Consider the following 16,892-nt stretch of genomic DNA (forward strand, 5'->3'; position numbering starts at 1 on the left):
GGCACAGCAATTTTCATACCCGTCAAATCAGTTGTTAAATCAGCTGCAAAATCTGGCACAGGTTGCTCTGAACTTGTTTGGTCCTTAGCATCCACACCTGCAAGTGCGGTTAAAACATGCGCATTATCCTTAACAGTACGTGACAAGACGCCCACTTGGTCAAATGATGACGCAAAGGCAATGACACCCCAACGTGAAATACGACCATAAGTTGGCTTCATTCCCACCAAGCCGTTAAAGGCAGCTGGTTGACGCACAGATCCACCAGTGTCAGTTCCTAACGCATAGGGAACTTGACCAGAAGCAACGGCTGCTGCTGATCCACCCGATGACCCCCCTGGAACCTTGGCTGTATTCCAAGCATTCTTTGTCTTTTTGAAATAAGACGTTTCGGTCGTTGAACCCATGGCAAATTCATCCATGTTCAGTTTACCAACACCAATGGCACCTGCGTCCTGCAACTTTTCGACAACTGTAGCGTCATAAATAGGAACAAAGTTCTCTAGCATGCGTGATGCAGCTGTTGTTTTAACACCGTTGGTTACGATGTTATCTTTAATGCCATATGGAATTCCAGCCAAAATGTTGTCGGCATCAATGCCAGCTTCATCTTGTGCCTTAGCGGTAGCTAATGCTTCTTCCTTCATAACCGTCAAGAACGCGGCATACTCTGGATCAGTCGCATCAATATTGGCTAAAGTTGCTTCAACAAGCTCAGTGGCGGTAATTTCTTTATCAACAAGTTGTTGGTGTAACGTTTCTAAATCAGTGTGTAGAAAATCCATTAGCTTTCAGCTCCTTCATCAATGATCGTTGGCACCTTAATTAAGTTCCCTTCGCTTTCAGGGGCATTGGCAAGCAAGGCCTTAGTTTGGTTCGCATTAACAGCAACATCTTCACGCAAAACTGTCTGTGTCTCAATTGGTGAATACGTTGGTTCAACATTCGTTGTATCAACCTCAGCTAAAGTTGTCACCAAGTCAAAAATTTTATCTAGTTGTTCTGTCATCATGTCGGCTTGGGCATCATCCAAAGTCAACTTGGCCAAACCTGCAACATTTTCTACAGCTTGACGATTCAGTTTTTCTACTGCCATCATTCAATCTCCTTTGTTATTTCACTTCAGTTTGGGGTAAAAAGCGTAAACCTTTCGGGTAAAAATTCTTCATTTGGCCATTCACTAACTTACCAAAACCAACACCATTTTCAGCCATCGTCAGACTATACCAACCATTATCTTGTGCTTGACTGACATCTACCATAAAGGTGTCCCCGTGTACATATTGTGCCCATTCTGTTGTTGTGAGCGCATAAGTCCGCTTAAAGTCGGTTGGGTTGGCCGCCAATGCATACCCTAGGCTTGGCTCAAAACGTTTCTTTTTAAAGGTTCCTAAGTGCAGTCCTGCCGCAACACTTGTAACCCTTTGAGGTCAGGTGCTTCGTCAGGTAATGCATATAGTTGATCACCAAAAGCATACAAAATGCCTTCTGGCTGTCTTATCAGATTGGTTTGTGCAAATTCATCCCATAAACCACGTTGTTCAGCTGTTAGGTTTGGCCGTGCCGTCTTAACGGATTTAGCGATTTCATCCGAATCAGCTTTATGCAATTTCGCCATAAAATGACCTTCACCAGCAACATGGTTAGGAAATAACCGCACCGTATCGGCTAGAGCCGGATTACCGTCCGCCCATTCTGGACGGCCATCATCAATGCCATCAAACTTTTCAACGGGTACCACCGAAAATTCGGGATATTGTTCCAAAAGCCATGCAATAACTTGTTCGTCTTCTTCGGGAGCAAAGGTACATGTTGAATACACTAATGTACCACCCGGTTTAAGCATTTTTACGGTATCAACCAAAATTTCTTTCTGACGTTCCGCGTTTTCAGCCGGATATTCTGGCGTCCAATACTGAATCGCATCAGGATCCTTCCGAAACATTCCTTCCCCAGAACAAGGGGCATCTAAGACAATGGTGTCAAAGTACAGTGGAAACTTCTTAGCTAATGCAGTGGCATCATGATTAGTCACTAATGCATTGGCGACGCCGAAGCGTTCCATATTTTCACTTAGAATACCGGCTCGCTTCCGGTTAATTTCATTTGATACCAGTAGACCACTTTGCTTCATAAATGATGCTAAGTGCGTTGATTTTCCACCAGGCGCAGCTGCTAAATCCAGCACCTTACTACCTGGCGTTGGTTGCGCTAATTCTCCCACTAGTTGAGCAGAAGGTTCTTGCGAATAAATCACACCATCCGTATGGTCAATCGAATGCCCAGAAATCGCCCCATAATAACCCCACCGACTCCACGGCACACGCGGTCCCAAGGGTGTATCAACAGGCTGATCATTTGGCTTTAAGGGATTCACCCGAAAGGCTTTGCTGGGTTGATCATCCAGTGCTTGAAAAAAAGCATCTGCATCAGCTCCGAGAAGCCGACGATATTTTTCTTTGAACGCTTCGGGTAACTGCATCGTTTAAACGCTCCTTTTTTAGCCTATTTTGTTATTAATTTTAACACAAAAAAAAGCCAAACTCACGTTAAGAGCTGACATTTTCGCTTTTATAAAATTAAAACTAACTAGACTAACTTTAAAACATTTTCAATATAATCAGCCAAGCCATCTTCATCATTTGTTTTACGTGTAACTGCTTCAACCACCGGTTCTAATTTTCGATTTCCGTTCTTCATTAGAATTCCGTGGGCTGCTCCACGTAACATTTCATAATCATTCATTTCGTCACCGAAGGCGTACACTTGGTCAGGTTCAATATCGTACGCTTTTTGTAAGGCGGTTAGCGCCATATACTTATTCACATATTGCATACGTAATGAAACAATCGATGACCCTTGTCCCCAAGGTACTGCTTCAACGTCCTGGTCACCATAGGTTTCACGAACAAAATTAACAAACGCTGGTTGGTACTCTGGTGCGATATAAAACAACACTTCATTAAATCGTGCAGGTAGGTTATCGATGGTCAATAAACGTCGCTCTTTAACACTCATTGGAAAGAAAATTTGTTCCTCAGGACTGAGCACAATCCGTTCAGTTCGTCCCCAAGCATCTTCACGATTTTCACCCGCAATACCTTGAATATGGTGCACATCAAAAGCAATCATAATGCGGTATAAAATCTCACTTGAGAATGTAATACTATACTCCCCATCCCAACTTGTATTGGGCTTAAATCCAAGCCCACCATTAAAAGTCATCAATGGGGATGTTAGCCCAATTTGACGGTAAATTGGTTCAGAAACACGGGGGGAACGCCCCGTCACAATTGCGACAATATCCCCCTGGGCTTGGAGTGCTTGCAGAACAGCAATCGTATAATCTGATACCTGACCGGCTTCATTTAAAGTTGTATGATCCAAATCAATTGCAATTAGTTTTTTCATATTTATCATCCATTTTTTTAGTTTGCATTGCCCACAAGATGGACATTAATAATTTTCAGATTAACTGATAGTTTCCGTTTATGCAAGCCTCTTGCACACCAAAAAAACCAAAAAAAGATGGTTGCATTGAATGCAATCATCTTTTTAGTATTCATTAATAATCACTTGCATCATCAGAATCGTCGTCATCTGAGTCGTCTGGTAAACCAGCGTGTTCACTAAGTGCAATCGTACTATAGTTAGCATTGATTGTTAATGCTTGCTGTTGATTTCCACGCTTAACAGTATTATTTTCATCATCTTTATCAAGATTGATATAGTTGCCGTCTTTATCTTTGGCACCAGATTCAAATGTAATTTCTGACTTGGCATGTAGGTTATAGCCTGGAACTTGAACCTTATCAATGGCAACATGTCCATCGCGAAGGTTAATTGAACTTGCTTGATTTAACTTCAAACCAGACCCACTAACTCCCATATCACGACCGGTCACTTGCATCTTATCGAAAGTACTATTTTCGACATACATTCGTCCATCACTTGAATTCATATTCAAAGACTTGCTTTGGATATTCCGGATACGTGCACCACCATCTTGCATTTGCACCTTGATTTGATCGGCCTTGAAGTCATCCATAATCACGCCACCGTCTTTACCAGTCACATTTATTTGACTAATTTTAACATCCCTAGGCACTACAATCGTTGTATCACTTTCTTCATCATAGTTACTGAAAGAGAATCCTGTATCAGAATCACCAAACATCATTACCATATTGTCTTGCGTGTTGTCTTTTGCGGTTACGTGTAACGTACCGTCTTTAACATTCACAGAACTTTGCTTGCCACCCCATGATGTTGTTTTCACTTGCCAACTATCAGTATCACCTTGCTTTAAGGTCACTTGTTGATTTTTAACATTTAGATCAACGTTTTTGATATCATTCTTGGCAAAGTTTTGTTGATTTTTACGAACAGAAACGGTCTCTAATCCCTTCCCTTTTTCCCAAGAGATATTAAAATTCGATTCATTGAAAGTCGCACACATCAAAGCAACTCCCGCAACTGATAAGATACCACCAATAATTAAAGGCTTCTTTAATTTCATCTGACTACACCTCCTTTGATTGGTTGCCACGGTGATTTGACACCAACTTACGTCCCAACCACTTCATAAATTTAATAAACATTTCAAACATCCACTTTGTAATGTTCCAAATAATCGGTCCAAAAATAACCACTAACCCTGTCAACAACAAGCCGAGCCCACCAAAGAAGACGGCTGTTGGCACAGAGCTTGAGAACAATGAAAATCCAGCAAAAATTGAAGCCAGACCAGCACCCAAAACGCCAATGACACCGGCGTAGATTGAAAAAATCATCATGACAAAGGTAAATAGGATTCCCAAAATCATTGGAATTAAGAAGAGCGCCAAGAATACTAGCACTGGACTGGCCAATAGACCCAAGATAATCAACCAAATCATTTGGCTACGATTCTTTCCCTTGGCTTGTGGCGTAACGTCACTAGCTTGGCTAGTTTGTTCGTCGTCCAAGTTCATCGTATATTCCAAACGCAATGATCGTGCGAATTGTTTTGGCGTACCATATTTTTGTACCATTTCTTCAACGGTCCAGTTGGCATCCATCGCTTGTTCCTCATAAAATTGAATCATCTCTTCTTGATCTTGATTCGGTACACCATTCAAATAGTTGCGGACTTCCGCAAAGTAATCGTTAAACATTAACCTTCCTCCAAAAGTGAACTGACAGCTGTGTCAAAATCGGCCCAAGCTGAACGAATTTCAGCTAAGTGTTCTAACCCTGTTTCTGTGACGTGATAATACCGGCGAATGCGTCCTTCAAACGGTTCATCATAATTTGTTAAATAGTTATTCTTCTTTAAGCGACGTAAGACTGGATACATCGTTGATTCACTCACATTCAATTTCTCTTGAACTGTTTTTGTGATGATATAACCATATGTATCCTCCTTAGACAAAATTGATAAGACTGTGCCATCAAGAATTGTCGTTGGTACTTGAATATCCATATCATGTTTCCTCTCATACTGTTTTCGATATAATATATACTATATCATCTATAACATAACGTCAAGTCGGTTATACAAATTTATTTTAGAAAAACAAAAAAACGCCTAGGAAGCGTCTTCCTAAGCGTTTTTAAATTTAATTATTGTGCTAAAATACGATCGATTTCAGCCAATTCATCCTGGGTAAAGTTCATGTTACCTGCCACCTTCACATTATCCAAAAGATGATCAACAGATGAAGCACCAATAACAATTGAAGCCACACGACTGTCACGCAAGAGCCAAGCTTCTGCCATTTGGGCCAACGTCTGGTTTCGGTTTTTTGCCAAGTCATTCAAATCATTCAACTTGGCAACGGTTCCCTTAGGGTCGTCAGCAATAAATGAGTTTGAACGATGCAATGGCAAGTCGGCTGGGAAACCATCTAGGTAACGATCCGTTAACAATCCTTCTGCCAATGGTCCATAAGCAATCAACCCGGCGTGATGTGCATCCAAAATATCTAACATATTATCTTGTTCCGCTTCACGATTGAACATATTGTATGACATTTGGTTTCCAATGAATGGCGTATGCAATTCTTCGAAAATTTCGGCAATCGCTTTTGTTTGCTCCGCAGTATAGTTTGAAACACCAACGTACAAAGCTTTACCTTGACGTACAAGTGAGTCAAGCGCTTCAGCTGTCTCACGTAAGTTCGTATTTGGATCCCAACGGTGGGCATAGAAAATGTCAACATAATCTAGGTGCATACGTTGCAATGACAAATCTAGTGCGGCTGTCAAAGTCTTCCGTCCTGAAAATTCGCCTAGTGGGCCAGGCCACATGTGGTAGCCGGCCTTCGTCGTAATAACTAATTCATTACGATAAGGCTTTAAATCACTTTGGAACACTGCACCAAACGTTTCTTCGGCAGTTCCATTTGAAGGACCATAATTAGAAGCATTATCAAAAGAAAAAATACCATTATCAAAGGCCTTCAACATCACTTCACGTGAATTAGCCAAAGGCTTTTGGTCGCCTAAATTACGCCATAGACCAAATGATAAGGCAGGTAAAATTAAACCAGAATCTGATACACGGCGGTATGGTAGAACATCATAGCGGTTATCTGCAGCTGCATAGACCATCATTATTTCTCCGTTTCTTCAAGTAACTTATAGTTTTACAGTAGGATTATTGTGTGACTTCAAAAGTTCATCTAGCGGCTCATTTTGGTGAATACGCTTAATCGCTTCAGCCAATAGTGGGGCCACTGACAAAACTGTTAATTTAGAAGATTGGTTTTCTGGTGCAATTGGCACCGTATCTGTGACCACAATATGGTCAATATTTGCATCATTCGCTAAGACACGTCCGGCATCCTTTGAGAAGACTGCGTGTGTTGAAACGGCGAAAACTTCGGTTGCTCCATTTGCCTTCAACGCCTTAGCTGTCATTTGCATACGACGGCCTGAATCGATGATGTCGTCAATAATGATGGCGCGACGCCCAGTCACTTCACCCACAATGGCATCAGGTGATTCTGGCATCACTGATGCCACTGAATCATTAATAACGCCCCAAGGTGATTCGAGCAAGTCCGCAAATTTACGGGCGCGACCGGCACCAGTATGATCAGGTGAAACGACCACCAAGTTTTCCGTCAACTTCCGTTCGAAGAAGTAATCTGAAAGGAGCGGTGCTGCCAACAAGTGATCGACAGGATTGTTAAAGAACCCTTGTAATTGATCGGCGTGGAAATCAACCGCCACAACGCGATCAACCCCATTCATTTCAAGTAATGACGCTACTAGTTTTGCTGTAATAGGCTCACGAGACTTAGCCTTACGGTCTTGACGACCATAACCAAAATAAGGAATAACGACATTAATTGTATCAACTGAGCTACGACGTAAAGCATCAACGGCAATCATAATCTCCATAAACGCATCATTGGCTTCCGTTGCAATTGGGGCAATGATAAAGGCATCATCCCCACGTACACTTTCCAAAATACGTTCATAGATTTCGCCATCAGCAAAGCTGGCTTGATCAATTTGTCCTAAAGACATATGTAATTCGTCAGCAACTTTTTTAGCTAACGCATGGTTCACTGACAAACCAAATAATTTTAATTCAGATGACACAGGCTCTTCCTCCAATATATCTCTGCACTTAAGCTTTAACGTGTTCATAATATATTTCCATTTTAACAGATTTTCGCCATGCGTGCTATGTATCCCCACGAAATCGCTAATTACTTAAAACGTATTAAATCGATTTAAACAAACTAGTTTTTTTACCTAGAAACTGGTAAAATAAGTAAAATCAATTTAAATGCAATTTACGCATACCCATAAGGAGAATATTATGACAACAATGACTGCGAGCATTGCCGGCTTTACTTTTGACGATATCTTGTTGAATGCGGCTGGAGTGTATTGTCAAACAACCGAAGAATTGGATCAAATTCTTGAAGCCCCAGGGGCAGGCTCACTGGTAACTAAAAGTGCTACCCCAATGGAACGTCCTGGAAACCCTGGCGTCCGTTATGCCGATATGGCCTTGGGATCAATCAATTCAATGGGTCTCCCAAATTTGAGCTTAGATTATTACTTAGAATATGCGATTGCTCACCAAGCTGATAAGCCACTCTTTCTTTCAATTGCTGGACTATCAAAGGATGATAATTTGCAAATGTTGCGTGAAATTCAAGCTTCAGACTTTAATGGTTTAGTTGAATTGAACCTTTCATGCCCGAATGTACCTGGTAAGCCACAAACCGGTTACGACTTTGACACAACCCGTCAAATTTTGACGGAGGCTTTCACATTCTTTAAGAAGCCTTTGGGTGTTAAGTTGCCGCCCTACTTTGATATTGCGCACTTCGATATGATTGCGGCCGTCCTTAACGATTTCCCATTAGCCTTCGTTAACACGATTAACTCAATCGGTAACGGTTTGATGGTTAATCCTGACACTGACACCGCTATGATTGCGCCTAAAGGTGGGTTTGGTGGTCTTGGCGGTGCTATCGCCAAGCCAACTGCTTTAGCAAATGTTCGCGGCTTGCGTCAACGTTTGAACCCTGAAATCAAAATCATTGGAACCGGTGGTGTTAAAGATGGTCGCGATGTCTATGATCTGATTTTATGTGGGGCTGACCTCGTTTCAGTCGGTACAACATTACACCAAGAAGGACCTACAGTTTTCAATCGTTTGAAGCATGAACTGGAAACTGAAATGAAGGTCAAAGCGTATGACGATGTCGCACAATTCCGTGGACAATTGCAAACACTCGATTAATCCGCTATACTAAGCGTAACGAATCAACCATGCTGGGGTGCCAAACGGCTGAGATAATACCCACAAACCTGATCCAGATAATACTGGCGGAGGAAGCTTGGTTTTGTTTACGCGCAACACCGCCCTTTTTACGGGCCTTTAATACTGTAAACAAAAACCGTAGTCAAACCTTTCAATAGTGTTTGATTACGGCTTTTTTTGTCTCCACTGTTTGATTCGAATAACTTTAAGGAGGTTGCTTGTCATGCAGACATTGCAACAAAATAACACACGCTGGCATCTAAAAGATGTCATTTTCTTGGCCATTATTGCCATTTTCTTCGGAATCATTTACCAATTATGGGGTTATATGTACTACGCCCTTGCGGCGACCCCACTCAAACCATTTGCCAACAACCTCACTTTAGGAGTTTGGTTGATGGCCGGTCCAATGGCCGGCGTCTTACTTAAAAAAGTTGGTGCCACTTTCCTTGGTGAGCTGTTAGCCGCAACTGTTGAAATGTTACTGTTCTCAAGTTGGGGTGTTTCAACACTCTTATCTGGAAGCATCCAAGGACTCGGAAGCGAACTCGGCTTTGCCATCACAGGTTACAAAAACTGGGATAAAATAGGTCTTGCCTTTTCTGTCCTCACCTCAACCATCGTTACTTTTGGTTGGGATCTCTTTAGTAACGGCTATCTCCACTACCAGCCTTTAATGTTGATTGGTCTGTTCGCTGCCCGTTTGCTCTCAGTTGGCTTCTTTGCAGGTGTCTTGGTTTACTGGATTAAGCGCCTACTTGATCAAACCGGGTTAATGAAGTAAGCCCATGACTAAACTCGCTGTTGAAAATTTCAGTTTTCGCTATCGTGAGGATGGTCCAGAAGACCTGAAACAGATTAATTGGGCGCCCACGCCAGGTAGTTTCAATCTCTTAATTGGTTCGTCTGGTTCCGGAAAATCCACATTACTCAAGGCAATGACTGGTTTGTTACCTCAATTTGGTGGCGCTATCACTACCGGACAAATCACATTGGATGACTTGCCGATTGCCACCGTTGCCCCTTTTGAGCGTGCCAAACGGTTTGCCCTCTTGTTTCAAAATCCAAGCCGCCAATTTGCTATGGCAACGCCGGCTGATCAAATAACTTTTGCACTTGAAAACATCCAAACCGATGCTTCGCTGATTCCAGAACAAGTCGCCACAGCTTTAGCTGCCGTTGACATTTCGACGCTAGCCAACCAAAAGCTCATGACTTTGTCTGGCGGAGAAAAGCAAAAAGTTGCGCTAGCTACGATTTTAGCGTTAGGCAGTGAGTATATTTTATTAGATGAACCTTTCGCTAATGTTGATCCGCATGCTCGTCATGAACTTATGCATTTGCTTAAAACGCTTCAAATTGAGTATGGTAAAACCATCATCGTTGCAGATCATGACTTTTCCGGATACACCACTTTAGTTGATGAAGTCTATCAATTGTCTAATCATCAGCTCACGCAAACGGACGCCAGCGTCCTTAACGCATGTATTACGGCTAACCCATTTTTTCCAGCACCATCGCGCAACAACTTAAGCCCACTGGCTCTAATTGACGTGCGTATTGACATGGCGGGACGTAATCTACTCCAATCAGCTAACTTTGCACTGCCAGCCGGCCAACTTGGTTTATTATCCGGCGTCAATGGTAGCGGAAAATCAACTTTATTTGCTGCTATTACACACCAGCGTTCCTATCAGGGAACCATTACATGGCAAGGACAAGACAGTCAAAAAATAAAACTAAAGCAATGGGCTCAGCTAGTTGGTCTGGTCTTCCAAGACGCCTTGGATCAATTCGTGGCTCTGACAGTCGCAGATGAACTAACCCTGTCACAACAGCACTCACACTTACCTGATTACTGGACAGACGCACGCATTCAGCGTACTTTGACTCAGCTTGATTTAGCCGAACACACTAATGCTAATGTCTATCAATTATCAGGTGGTCAGCAAAAAAAGCTACAGGTGCTAAGTATGCTGATCATGGGCCAACCCGTACTACTTTTAGATGAGCCCTTAGCTGGACTAGATATGGATTCAATGCACCAAGTGTTAGATTTAATTCAAACATCCTTACGCGACAATCAAATGAGTGCGCTAATGATTTCACATCAACGGATTGGGCTAAAGCCATATGTCGATTATGAGATTAGTTTGCATGAACGCCACCTAGATACGGGAGGTACCCAATGACTTTAAATCCAAGTGTTTTACTGATTGTCCTCCTTGGCATCGGATTTCCCATGGCCTTTACTCAGTCAATTGTCGCCAATACTGTGGTTTGCTGTATCGCCCTATTGTATCTCATCACCCATCACGCTAATCTCAAAACGATTGGTTTAGTTACGTTGGTTTCATTACCACTTGCTTTGGGGACTGGGTGGTCATTTATCGCCTTTGGAACTGGCGACGTCTGGCAACAAGCATGGCTACAAGTCAGCCGTCTGTTTGCCTACTTATACTTGGGCATGACACTGACGCTTACAACCAAGGTGAAAGAGATGTTGCTCAGTTTTGTCTTACACCTGCATCTCTCACCAACCTTCGCCTACGGTTTGCTGGCTGCCTTCAATCTACTCCCACGCATCCAACGGCAAGTTAAAATAATTCGGTATTCTGCGAATTTACGTGGCATCACTTACCACCTATGGCAGCCTCAATTGTATTTCAAAGCCATTTTAAGTGCGATTCAATGGTCTGACGATCTTGCCCAAGGCATGGCTTCTCATGGATTTTCAGAAGGTTTCCCTCGGACAATGACTTACCAAGATAAGTTACCCAAATGGCAATGGCTCCTAGCTGGTCTACTCATTCTAATTTACTTGTTATTGTCACTTTTTCTATAGATTAAAAAACCAACACGTTTAAAAAAGCGCCCTTGCTCAAAGGGCGCTTTTTTAATTATCTGACTTTTCGGCGGAAATAATTAACATCATTGGGCGCCGTAATTCATCGCGCATCCCTGGTTGGCCCAACATGTGTTCTGGTGGCGTTGGTTCAATCACGTGTTGGAGTACAAAGCCATTTTTAAGTAATGTTTCAAGGTAGGTCGTCAAAGTCCGGTGGTATTTTTTGACATCTGAACCGAGAAAATGCGTTTCGCGTTGACCCTCAACAAAATAATTATCGACTGGGAAATGATCAATTTCACCCGCGTCATTTTTGACCCAATCCTCTGATCCTTCAGCCGTAAAAAGAGGATGTTCCACGGTAAAAATTAATTGTCCCTGCGGCTTTAACATTCGGTACATTTTTTGAACTAATTGGTCGTAATCTGCCGCGTAGTGAAGTGCCAAAGAACTCAAAATCACATCAAATTGTCCATCAGTAAACTTAATACTCTCGGCATCACCTAACTCGTATTGAACGATATCGGGATAATGATTCTTAGACTGCGCCACATCTAACATCCTTTGTGCTGGATCAATTCCGATAACAGAAGCTGCGCCATGCTCAGCACAATATTGACAGTGCCAACCATATCCACATCCAATATCTAAGACTGCTTTACCTTCAAAATCTGGCAAAATTGACGCCAACGCCTCCCATTCACCAGCTCCTGCTAACCCCTCAACACTGCGTTGCATCTGACTATAAGCATCAAAAAATGTCTCTTCATCATAAATTGATTTTTCCATTTACGTCATCTCCTTCCAATCGACTATTCATTGCGCCTATTGTAGCATAAAAAAAGACCACGCCAGTTGCGCAACCGTAGCATTTAACGTTTCATTGACTTTATGTGCTGGTAGATTTCCCACATCACATAAATTATCATAAATGTTAAACAAGTCGAAAAAGTGACATCGGTTAAAAAATGAGCTCCAACCCGCACACGTGATAAATCAACGATTACTGTAATGCCGATACCACCGAACCACCAAAATCTACGCCAATTTCCATTCGCAAACCATGCTAAAACAACTGTCAACGCTGCTGCCATAGCATGTCCAGATGGAAATGATTTGTGTCCATTAGCACCATTCATCGTATACCAATTGGTAAAGCGAGCGCCATTATGGATGATTTCATATGGACGTGCCCTTCCCCAGGCATTTTTCAAAGCACCATTTACTGACATCGCCATCAGTACCGTTACTGTTGCAAAAATAGCTAGCAAAAGTAGGGCTTCCAGTTGTTGTATCGATTTTTGTTTGAGCCATCGTTGTGTCAAAGTTGTAAATATTACGAAAACAATCGCCGTCAAGGTAAAGGTTAGTCCTGGACTGAAGGGACTCGCTTGCACATCACTGTTGGCAACACCGATGGGCTGCCCGCTTTTTATATTATGAATGATGGCGCCGCCATAACTCAAAAGTTCCTTTAACCCTTTTTGGATTTGCCACAGGGTTAAGGCACCACTGCCCACCACCAAGCTACCCGAAAAGAGACGATTATTGCTGACACGCCATGCATAAGCGAGTCCAATTTCTCCACTCACCATAAGCACTAGATACATGGGCAGAATCCCAATCATTTGAAAGATAGCACCAAACCAACTCTTTTGATCCATAACCGTATGACTGATTTCTAAATCAAAAGCGGTTCCAAATGACATAATCAGAATAAATAGGACTGCTGCTAGACCAAAGATTTGGTATTGCTTCTTTATTGACATCACAAGCTCCATTCGGATTTTATTTTACTCTATGTTATAAGAAAATCCCTGGTTATGGCAAGACACAAAAAAAGCGCTAAGGAAACCTAGCACTTTTGTCCTTATTCTAATTGATTAGATGACGCAATCACCGTTTTGTATAATTCCCAGATAATATAAATAATCAAGAAAGTTAAGAAACCAGAAAAGACCGTATCACTCATAAAGTGCGCACCAATCCGAACCCGAGAAACGTACATCAGAACTGCATAACCGATGCCAAAGCCCCATATATATCGGTGCCATTTACCAGTGGTAAACCACGCAAAAACAATCATAAGTGTCGCTGCCATTGAGTGACCCGAAGGAAATGATAGATGCCCATTCGGTCCATTGATTTGATACCACGCAGTAAAATCACTCTGCGTCGTGTTTAATTCATATGGTCGGACCCGTCCCCACGCTTGTTTTAAAGCAATATTCGCTTCATATGCAAGTAACACGGTTAACGAAGCAAATACACTAACAATTAGCAATTGCTTGATCTGTTGGGCTGTCTTATGGTAAAGCCAATACTGTAACAAGAGCGTTACCACAATATACGTAAAAATTAAGATAGCGTACGTAATGACAAGATTGAGACCAGCTTCACTACTATCGCTATTGGCCAAACCAATTGGTCGATGACGATGCACATTATCCTGAATGGCTAGTGAATAGCTCTCAATTTCAGATAAATATTTTTGTAACTGCCAAATTGATAAGGCAAACCCGCCTATCACTAAACTACCTGAAAACAAGCCATTCACGCGATTCCGTAAACCATACGCCATCGCAATTTCACCACTTAAGACAAGCACCATATAAACAGGAAACTCGCCTAGTGTCTGGAAAAGTGTGCCAAAAATACTATTATAATCAATAAAATGGCGACTAATTTGTAAATCCCAACACCCTGCAATTATCATTAACACGACAAAAATACTTGTCGCTGCAATAAACCATCGTTTTTGTTCTGCAACACTCATCGCGTCCACTCCCTCTTGATTCACCACTCTACTACGCTTTTTATTATGGCAGGTTGATGTAAATCTGGTGTAAATATTAGGTAAAGAAAAACGCTAGCGTCTCACGACACTAGCGTTTTTTCATATATTTATTTATCCGAAAAAGCAATATCGGCTAAATGCTGGTGATCTTGCCAGAAACCAGTCAATGAAAGATGCTGTTCCAAAATCTTCATAATCAAATCTGATATTGGCAACTCATCTGATAATGCAATGACCACCTGACCGTCAGTCTTTGACACAATCTCTACTTGTGGAACTTGTGTCAAGAACGTCACTAGGTTGGCAGCATCATCAGTGGTAAAGACATAATGATTTTGGGCCAAGCTGTCAGCTTCCAAATCTTGCATTGTCCCTGATTGATCAATCTTACCATTGCGTAAAATATACAAATAATCACTATTTGTTTCAAGCTCGGTCATGTTATGTGAAGTCAATAAAACACCCTTACCTTGCTTGGCTAATTGCATAACCAATCCCAACATGACCTTAGCTGAAGGTACATCTACCCCAGACGTTGGTTCATCAAAGATATAAGTGTCAAAATCACCCACATAAGCTTGAACAAAGCTAATTTTTTTCTTCATTCCGAAAGAGTACGTGCTTATTTTTTTATTCAAGTCGTTACTGATTTCTAACACGTCGGCAATATGCACCGCATCTTTATAATCAGCTTTCTTGATTTTACACATATATTTAAGAAAGGCTTTCCCGGTCATTTCCGCATACAAATTATCGGCATCCGGCATAACCGAAACTGTACCATGATCGATGTCACCAGATGTTGGGCGGAAATAACCACTGATTAAACCAATAATGGTTGATTTTCCAGCACCATTTGGACCAACAATAGCGGTAATTTTACCGTCAGCAATCTTAAGATTAATATCATCTAAGACCACTTTACTTTTAAAACGTTTATTAACATGTGTCAGTTCAATCATGCTACACCTCCTTTCGACTGAAAATCAAACCGCCTAGGACCGTAAATGCAACACTTAGTGCCAAAACTGATGCAATGCTGCCCCAATTAGCTGGTTCCAAGTAACCAAACGGTGTTAGCTTTAAAATGAAATTAATGATGTTATTTGGTTGGAGCATATTGATTAACGCCAAAATAGGCAAAACGATTCCCACAATTGCTGCTGTAAAAACACTTAACTTTTCTTGATTAAAGAGGCTTGAAATCAGCATCAATAAGGCTGCTACATACAAGAAAGTAACGAATAACATGGTGATATCGAGCCAAGGCAATTTGAACGTCTGCCGGTAAATCAAGACAAAGCCAATTGAGACGATACTCAATAAAATGAGATAAACGAATATGGCTAAGAATTTAGCCACATAAATCTTGACGCGTGAGACATACGGCACGATAAATCGAATCGTTTGTCGATCCACCTCCCCTGAAACAATTCCGCCAAATAAAGCTCCAGCAATCAATAAGCCAAAGATGAACAACATCACATCAACAGAACCGAATAACGGTAATTGACTTGGATCAGGGTTCACAACAAAAACTGTCTTATTTTTTGCAATTACATAAGCTAACCCTAGAAAAACAATATAAACAAAAATGTTTTTTTTCGTTTTAAAGGCATCCAAAAAATCTTTTTTAAATATTTGCCACATAGTACTTCTCCACCTCTCATAGCGTGACTTCATTATAACATGTTCAGGTTTGGCTTCTATGCGCCATAAAGATGCCTAAAGTCTCCAGCTAAAAAAACGGGACAACTCAAAATTGAGTTATCCCGTTTTTACGTTAATTAACCATGCTTCTTCAATCCGAATCCAACTGCACCCAATCCAGCTAATAGCGCTGCACCGGCAACTGCAAGACCATTTTGTTGGTCTGACCCTGTGTTAGGCAAAGTCTTGGCGTTTGAACCATGGAACTTTTCCATGCGCGTTTGTGCTTGTGTTGAAACAACTGCGTTTGATTGCTTAGTAGCAGTTGAACTAGCATGCTTGGTGTCAGTAGTTGCACCAGTGTTAGCTTCAATCGCTTCATCGGCATCAATATCTTCGTCTTCATCAAGGATGTCCGTTTCAAAACCATTAATGTATTCTTCGAAATCATCTAACAAATCGTTAAAATCATCATCATCAATATCATACTTCTCAACATAATCAAGAAGGGCATTGTATGCATCGATTGGATCATCATAGAATTCCTTCAAAAATGCATCATATTGCGCATCTGACATATCCAAATCAGCATTCTTTGCCAATAATTGTGTAAGTTTGTTATTCAAGTTTTCCAAATAATCTGATGACTTGTTGTACATTGCATCATCATCACGCTTTGCTGCAACAGTTGCCTTTGGTTGAGTAACCTTTGGTGTCACAGTTGCCTTTGGTGCAACTGGCTTTACAGTTGCTTTTGGTGCAACAGTCTTTGGTGCTTCTGTTGTTGCAGTTGCATCGGCCTTTGGTGCTTCTGTTGTTGCAGT

The 16,892-nt window shown here is 41.6% G+C and carries 17 protein-coding genes, 2 pseudogenes and 1 riboswitch; of the genes and pseudogenes, 4 read left to right on the forward strand and 15 right to left on the reverse strand.

The annotated features are described in order from the left end of the window. From IV50_RS02030 to IV50_RS02070, 9 genes and pseudogenes are all read right to left on the reverse strand, one after another. Positions 1-785, reverse strand: a pseudogene (locus tag IV50_RS02030) (amidase); the annotation flags it as partial. After that, positions 785-1,096, reverse strand: coding sequence for an Asp-tRNA(Asn)/Glu-tRNA(Gln) amidotransferase subunit GatC (gene gatC, locus IV50_RS02035; RefSeq protein ID WP_057744329.1), 312 nt, complete (start codon positions 1,094-1,096; stop codon positions 785-787). The gene gatC and the pseudogene IV50_RS02030, both read right to left, overlap by 1 nt. Before the next feature lie 16 nt (positions 1,097-1,112). Beyond that, a pseudogene (locus IV50_RS02040) lies at positions 1,113-2,482 on the reverse strand (RsmB/NOP family class I SAM-dependent RNA methyltransferase). 107 nt (positions 2,483-2,589) lie between these two features. Continuing rightward, a complete protein-coding gene (locus tag IV50_RS02045; RefSeq protein ID WP_057744332.1) occupies positions 2,590-3,411 on the reverse strand; it encodes an HAD-IIB family hydrolase in 822 nt (273 codons plus the stop codon). A 154-nt stretch (positions 3,412-3,565) separates the two neighbouring features. Further along, the gene (locus tag IV50_RS02050; RefSeq protein WP_057744335.1) at positions 3,566-4,519 is read right to left on the reverse strand and encodes a DUF4097 family beta strand repeat-containing protein; all 954 of its coding nucleotides are present in this window, start codon (positions 4,517-4,519) and stop codon (positions 3,566-3,568) included. A gap of 4 nt (positions 4,520-4,523) precedes the next feature. After that, a complete protein-coding gene (locus IV50_RS02055; protein ID WP_057744337.1) occupies positions 4,524-5,156 on the reverse strand; it encodes an HAAS signaling domain-containing protein in 633 nt (210 codons plus the stop codon). Next, positions 5,156-5,464, reverse strand: a complete 309-nt coding sequence (locus IV50_RS02060; protein WP_057744340.1) for a PadR family transcriptional regulator — start codon at positions 5,462-5,464, stop codon at positions 5,156-5,158. The genes IV50_RS02055 and IV50_RS02060 overlap by 1 nt, the downstream gene beginning before the upstream one ends. Before the next feature lie 140 nt (positions 5,465-5,604). Then, complete coding sequence (locus IV50_RS02065) at positions 5,605-6,594, reverse strand: aldo/keto reductase (RefSeq protein WP_057744343.1); 990 nt, start codon at positions 6,592-6,594, stop codon at positions 5,605-5,607. Positions 6,595-6,621: 27 nt separating this feature from the next. Next, positions 6,622-7,593, reverse strand: a complete 972-nt coding sequence (locus tag IV50_RS02070) for a ribose-phosphate diphosphokinase (RefSeq protein WP_141324871.1) — start codon at positions 7,591-7,593, stop codon at positions 6,622-6,624. A 223-nt stretch (positions 7,594-7,816) separates the two neighbouring features. On the opposite strand from IV50_RS02070, the gene IV50_RS02075 reads away from it, so the two are divergent. The 4 genes from IV50_RS02075 to IV50_RS02090 all read left to right on the forward strand — a co-directional run bounded on the left by IV50_RS02075 (position 7,817) and on the right by IV50_RS02090 (position 11,618). Beyond that, the gene (locus tag IV50_RS02075; protein WP_057744347.1) at positions 7,817-8,752 is read left to right on the forward strand and encodes a dihydroorotate oxidase; all 936 of its coding nucleotides are present in this window, start codon (positions 7,817-7,819) and stop codon (positions 8,750-8,752) included. A 23-nt stretch (positions 8,753-8,775) separates the two neighbouring features. Further along, a riboswitch (TPP riboswitch) is annotated at positions 8,776-8,864 on the forward strand. 132 nt (positions 8,865-8,996) lie between these two features. Beyond that, positions 8,997-9,557, forward strand: coding sequence for an ECF transporter S component (locus IV50_RS02080; protein ID WP_057744348.1), 561 nt, complete (start codon positions 8,997-8,999; stop codon positions 9,555-9,557). Positions 9,558-9,561: 4 nt separating this feature from the next. After that, positions 9,562-10,965: an ABC transporter ATP-binding protein gene (locus tag IV50_RS02085; protein WP_057744351.1), complete on the forward strand. Its 1,404-nt coding sequence runs from the start codon at positions 9,562-9,564 to the stop codon at positions 10,963-10,965. Then, on the forward strand, positions 10,962-11,618 hold the full coding sequence (locus IV50_RS02090) for an energy-coupling factor transporter transmembrane component T family protein (RefSeq protein ID WP_057744354.1): 657 nt from the start codon (positions 10,962-10,964) through the stop codon (positions 11,616-11,618). Before IV50_RS02085 ends, IV50_RS02090 begins: the two co-directional genes overlap by 4 nt. A gap of 51 nt (positions 11,619-11,669) precedes the next feature. On the opposite strand, the gene IV50_RS02095 is transcribed toward IV50_RS02090, so the two are convergent. From IV50_RS02095 to IV50_RS02120, 6 genes are all read right to left on the reverse strand, one after another. After that, on the reverse strand, positions 11,670-12,410 hold the full coding sequence (locus IV50_RS02095; RefSeq protein ID WP_057744357.1) for a class I SAM-dependent methyltransferase: 741 nt from the start codon (positions 12,408-12,410) through the stop codon (positions 11,670-11,672). A gap of 83 nt (positions 12,411-12,493) precedes the next feature. Continuing rightward, the gene (locus IV50_RS02100) at positions 12,494-13,390 is read right to left on the reverse strand and encodes a phosphatase PAP2 family protein (RefSeq protein WP_057744360.1); all 897 of its coding nucleotides are present in this window, start codon (positions 13,388-13,390) and stop codon (positions 12,494-12,496) included. A gap of 101 nt (positions 13,391-13,491) precedes the next feature. Then, a complete protein-coding gene (locus tag IV50_RS02105; RefSeq protein ID WP_057744363.1) occupies positions 13,492-14,397 on the reverse strand; it encodes a phosphatase PAP2 family protein in 906 nt (301 codons plus the stop codon). 128 nt (positions 14,398-14,525) lie between these two features. Next, entirely contained in the window at positions 14,526-15,380 is an 855-nt protein-coding gene (locus tag IV50_RS02110) for an ABC transporter ATP-binding protein (RefSeq protein WP_057744366.1), read from the reverse strand. Position 15,381: 1 nt separating this feature from the next. Next, complete coding sequence (locus IV50_RS02115) at positions 15,382-16,068, reverse strand: ABC transporter permease (RefSeq protein ID WP_057744369.1); 687 nt, start codon at positions 16,066-16,068, stop codon at positions 15,382-15,384. 137 nt (positions 16,069-16,205) lie between these two features. Next, positions 16,206-16,892, reverse strand: a 687-nt coding sequence (locus IV50_RS02120) for an LPXTG cell wall anchor domain-containing protein (protein ID WP_162259495.1), incomplete at its 5' end; no start/stop codon positions are given.

The sequence above is a fragment of the Weissella viridescens genome (assembly GCF_001437355.1).
GTDB lineage: Bacteria > Bacillota > Bacilli > Lactobacillales > Lactobacillaceae > Weissella > Weissella viridescens.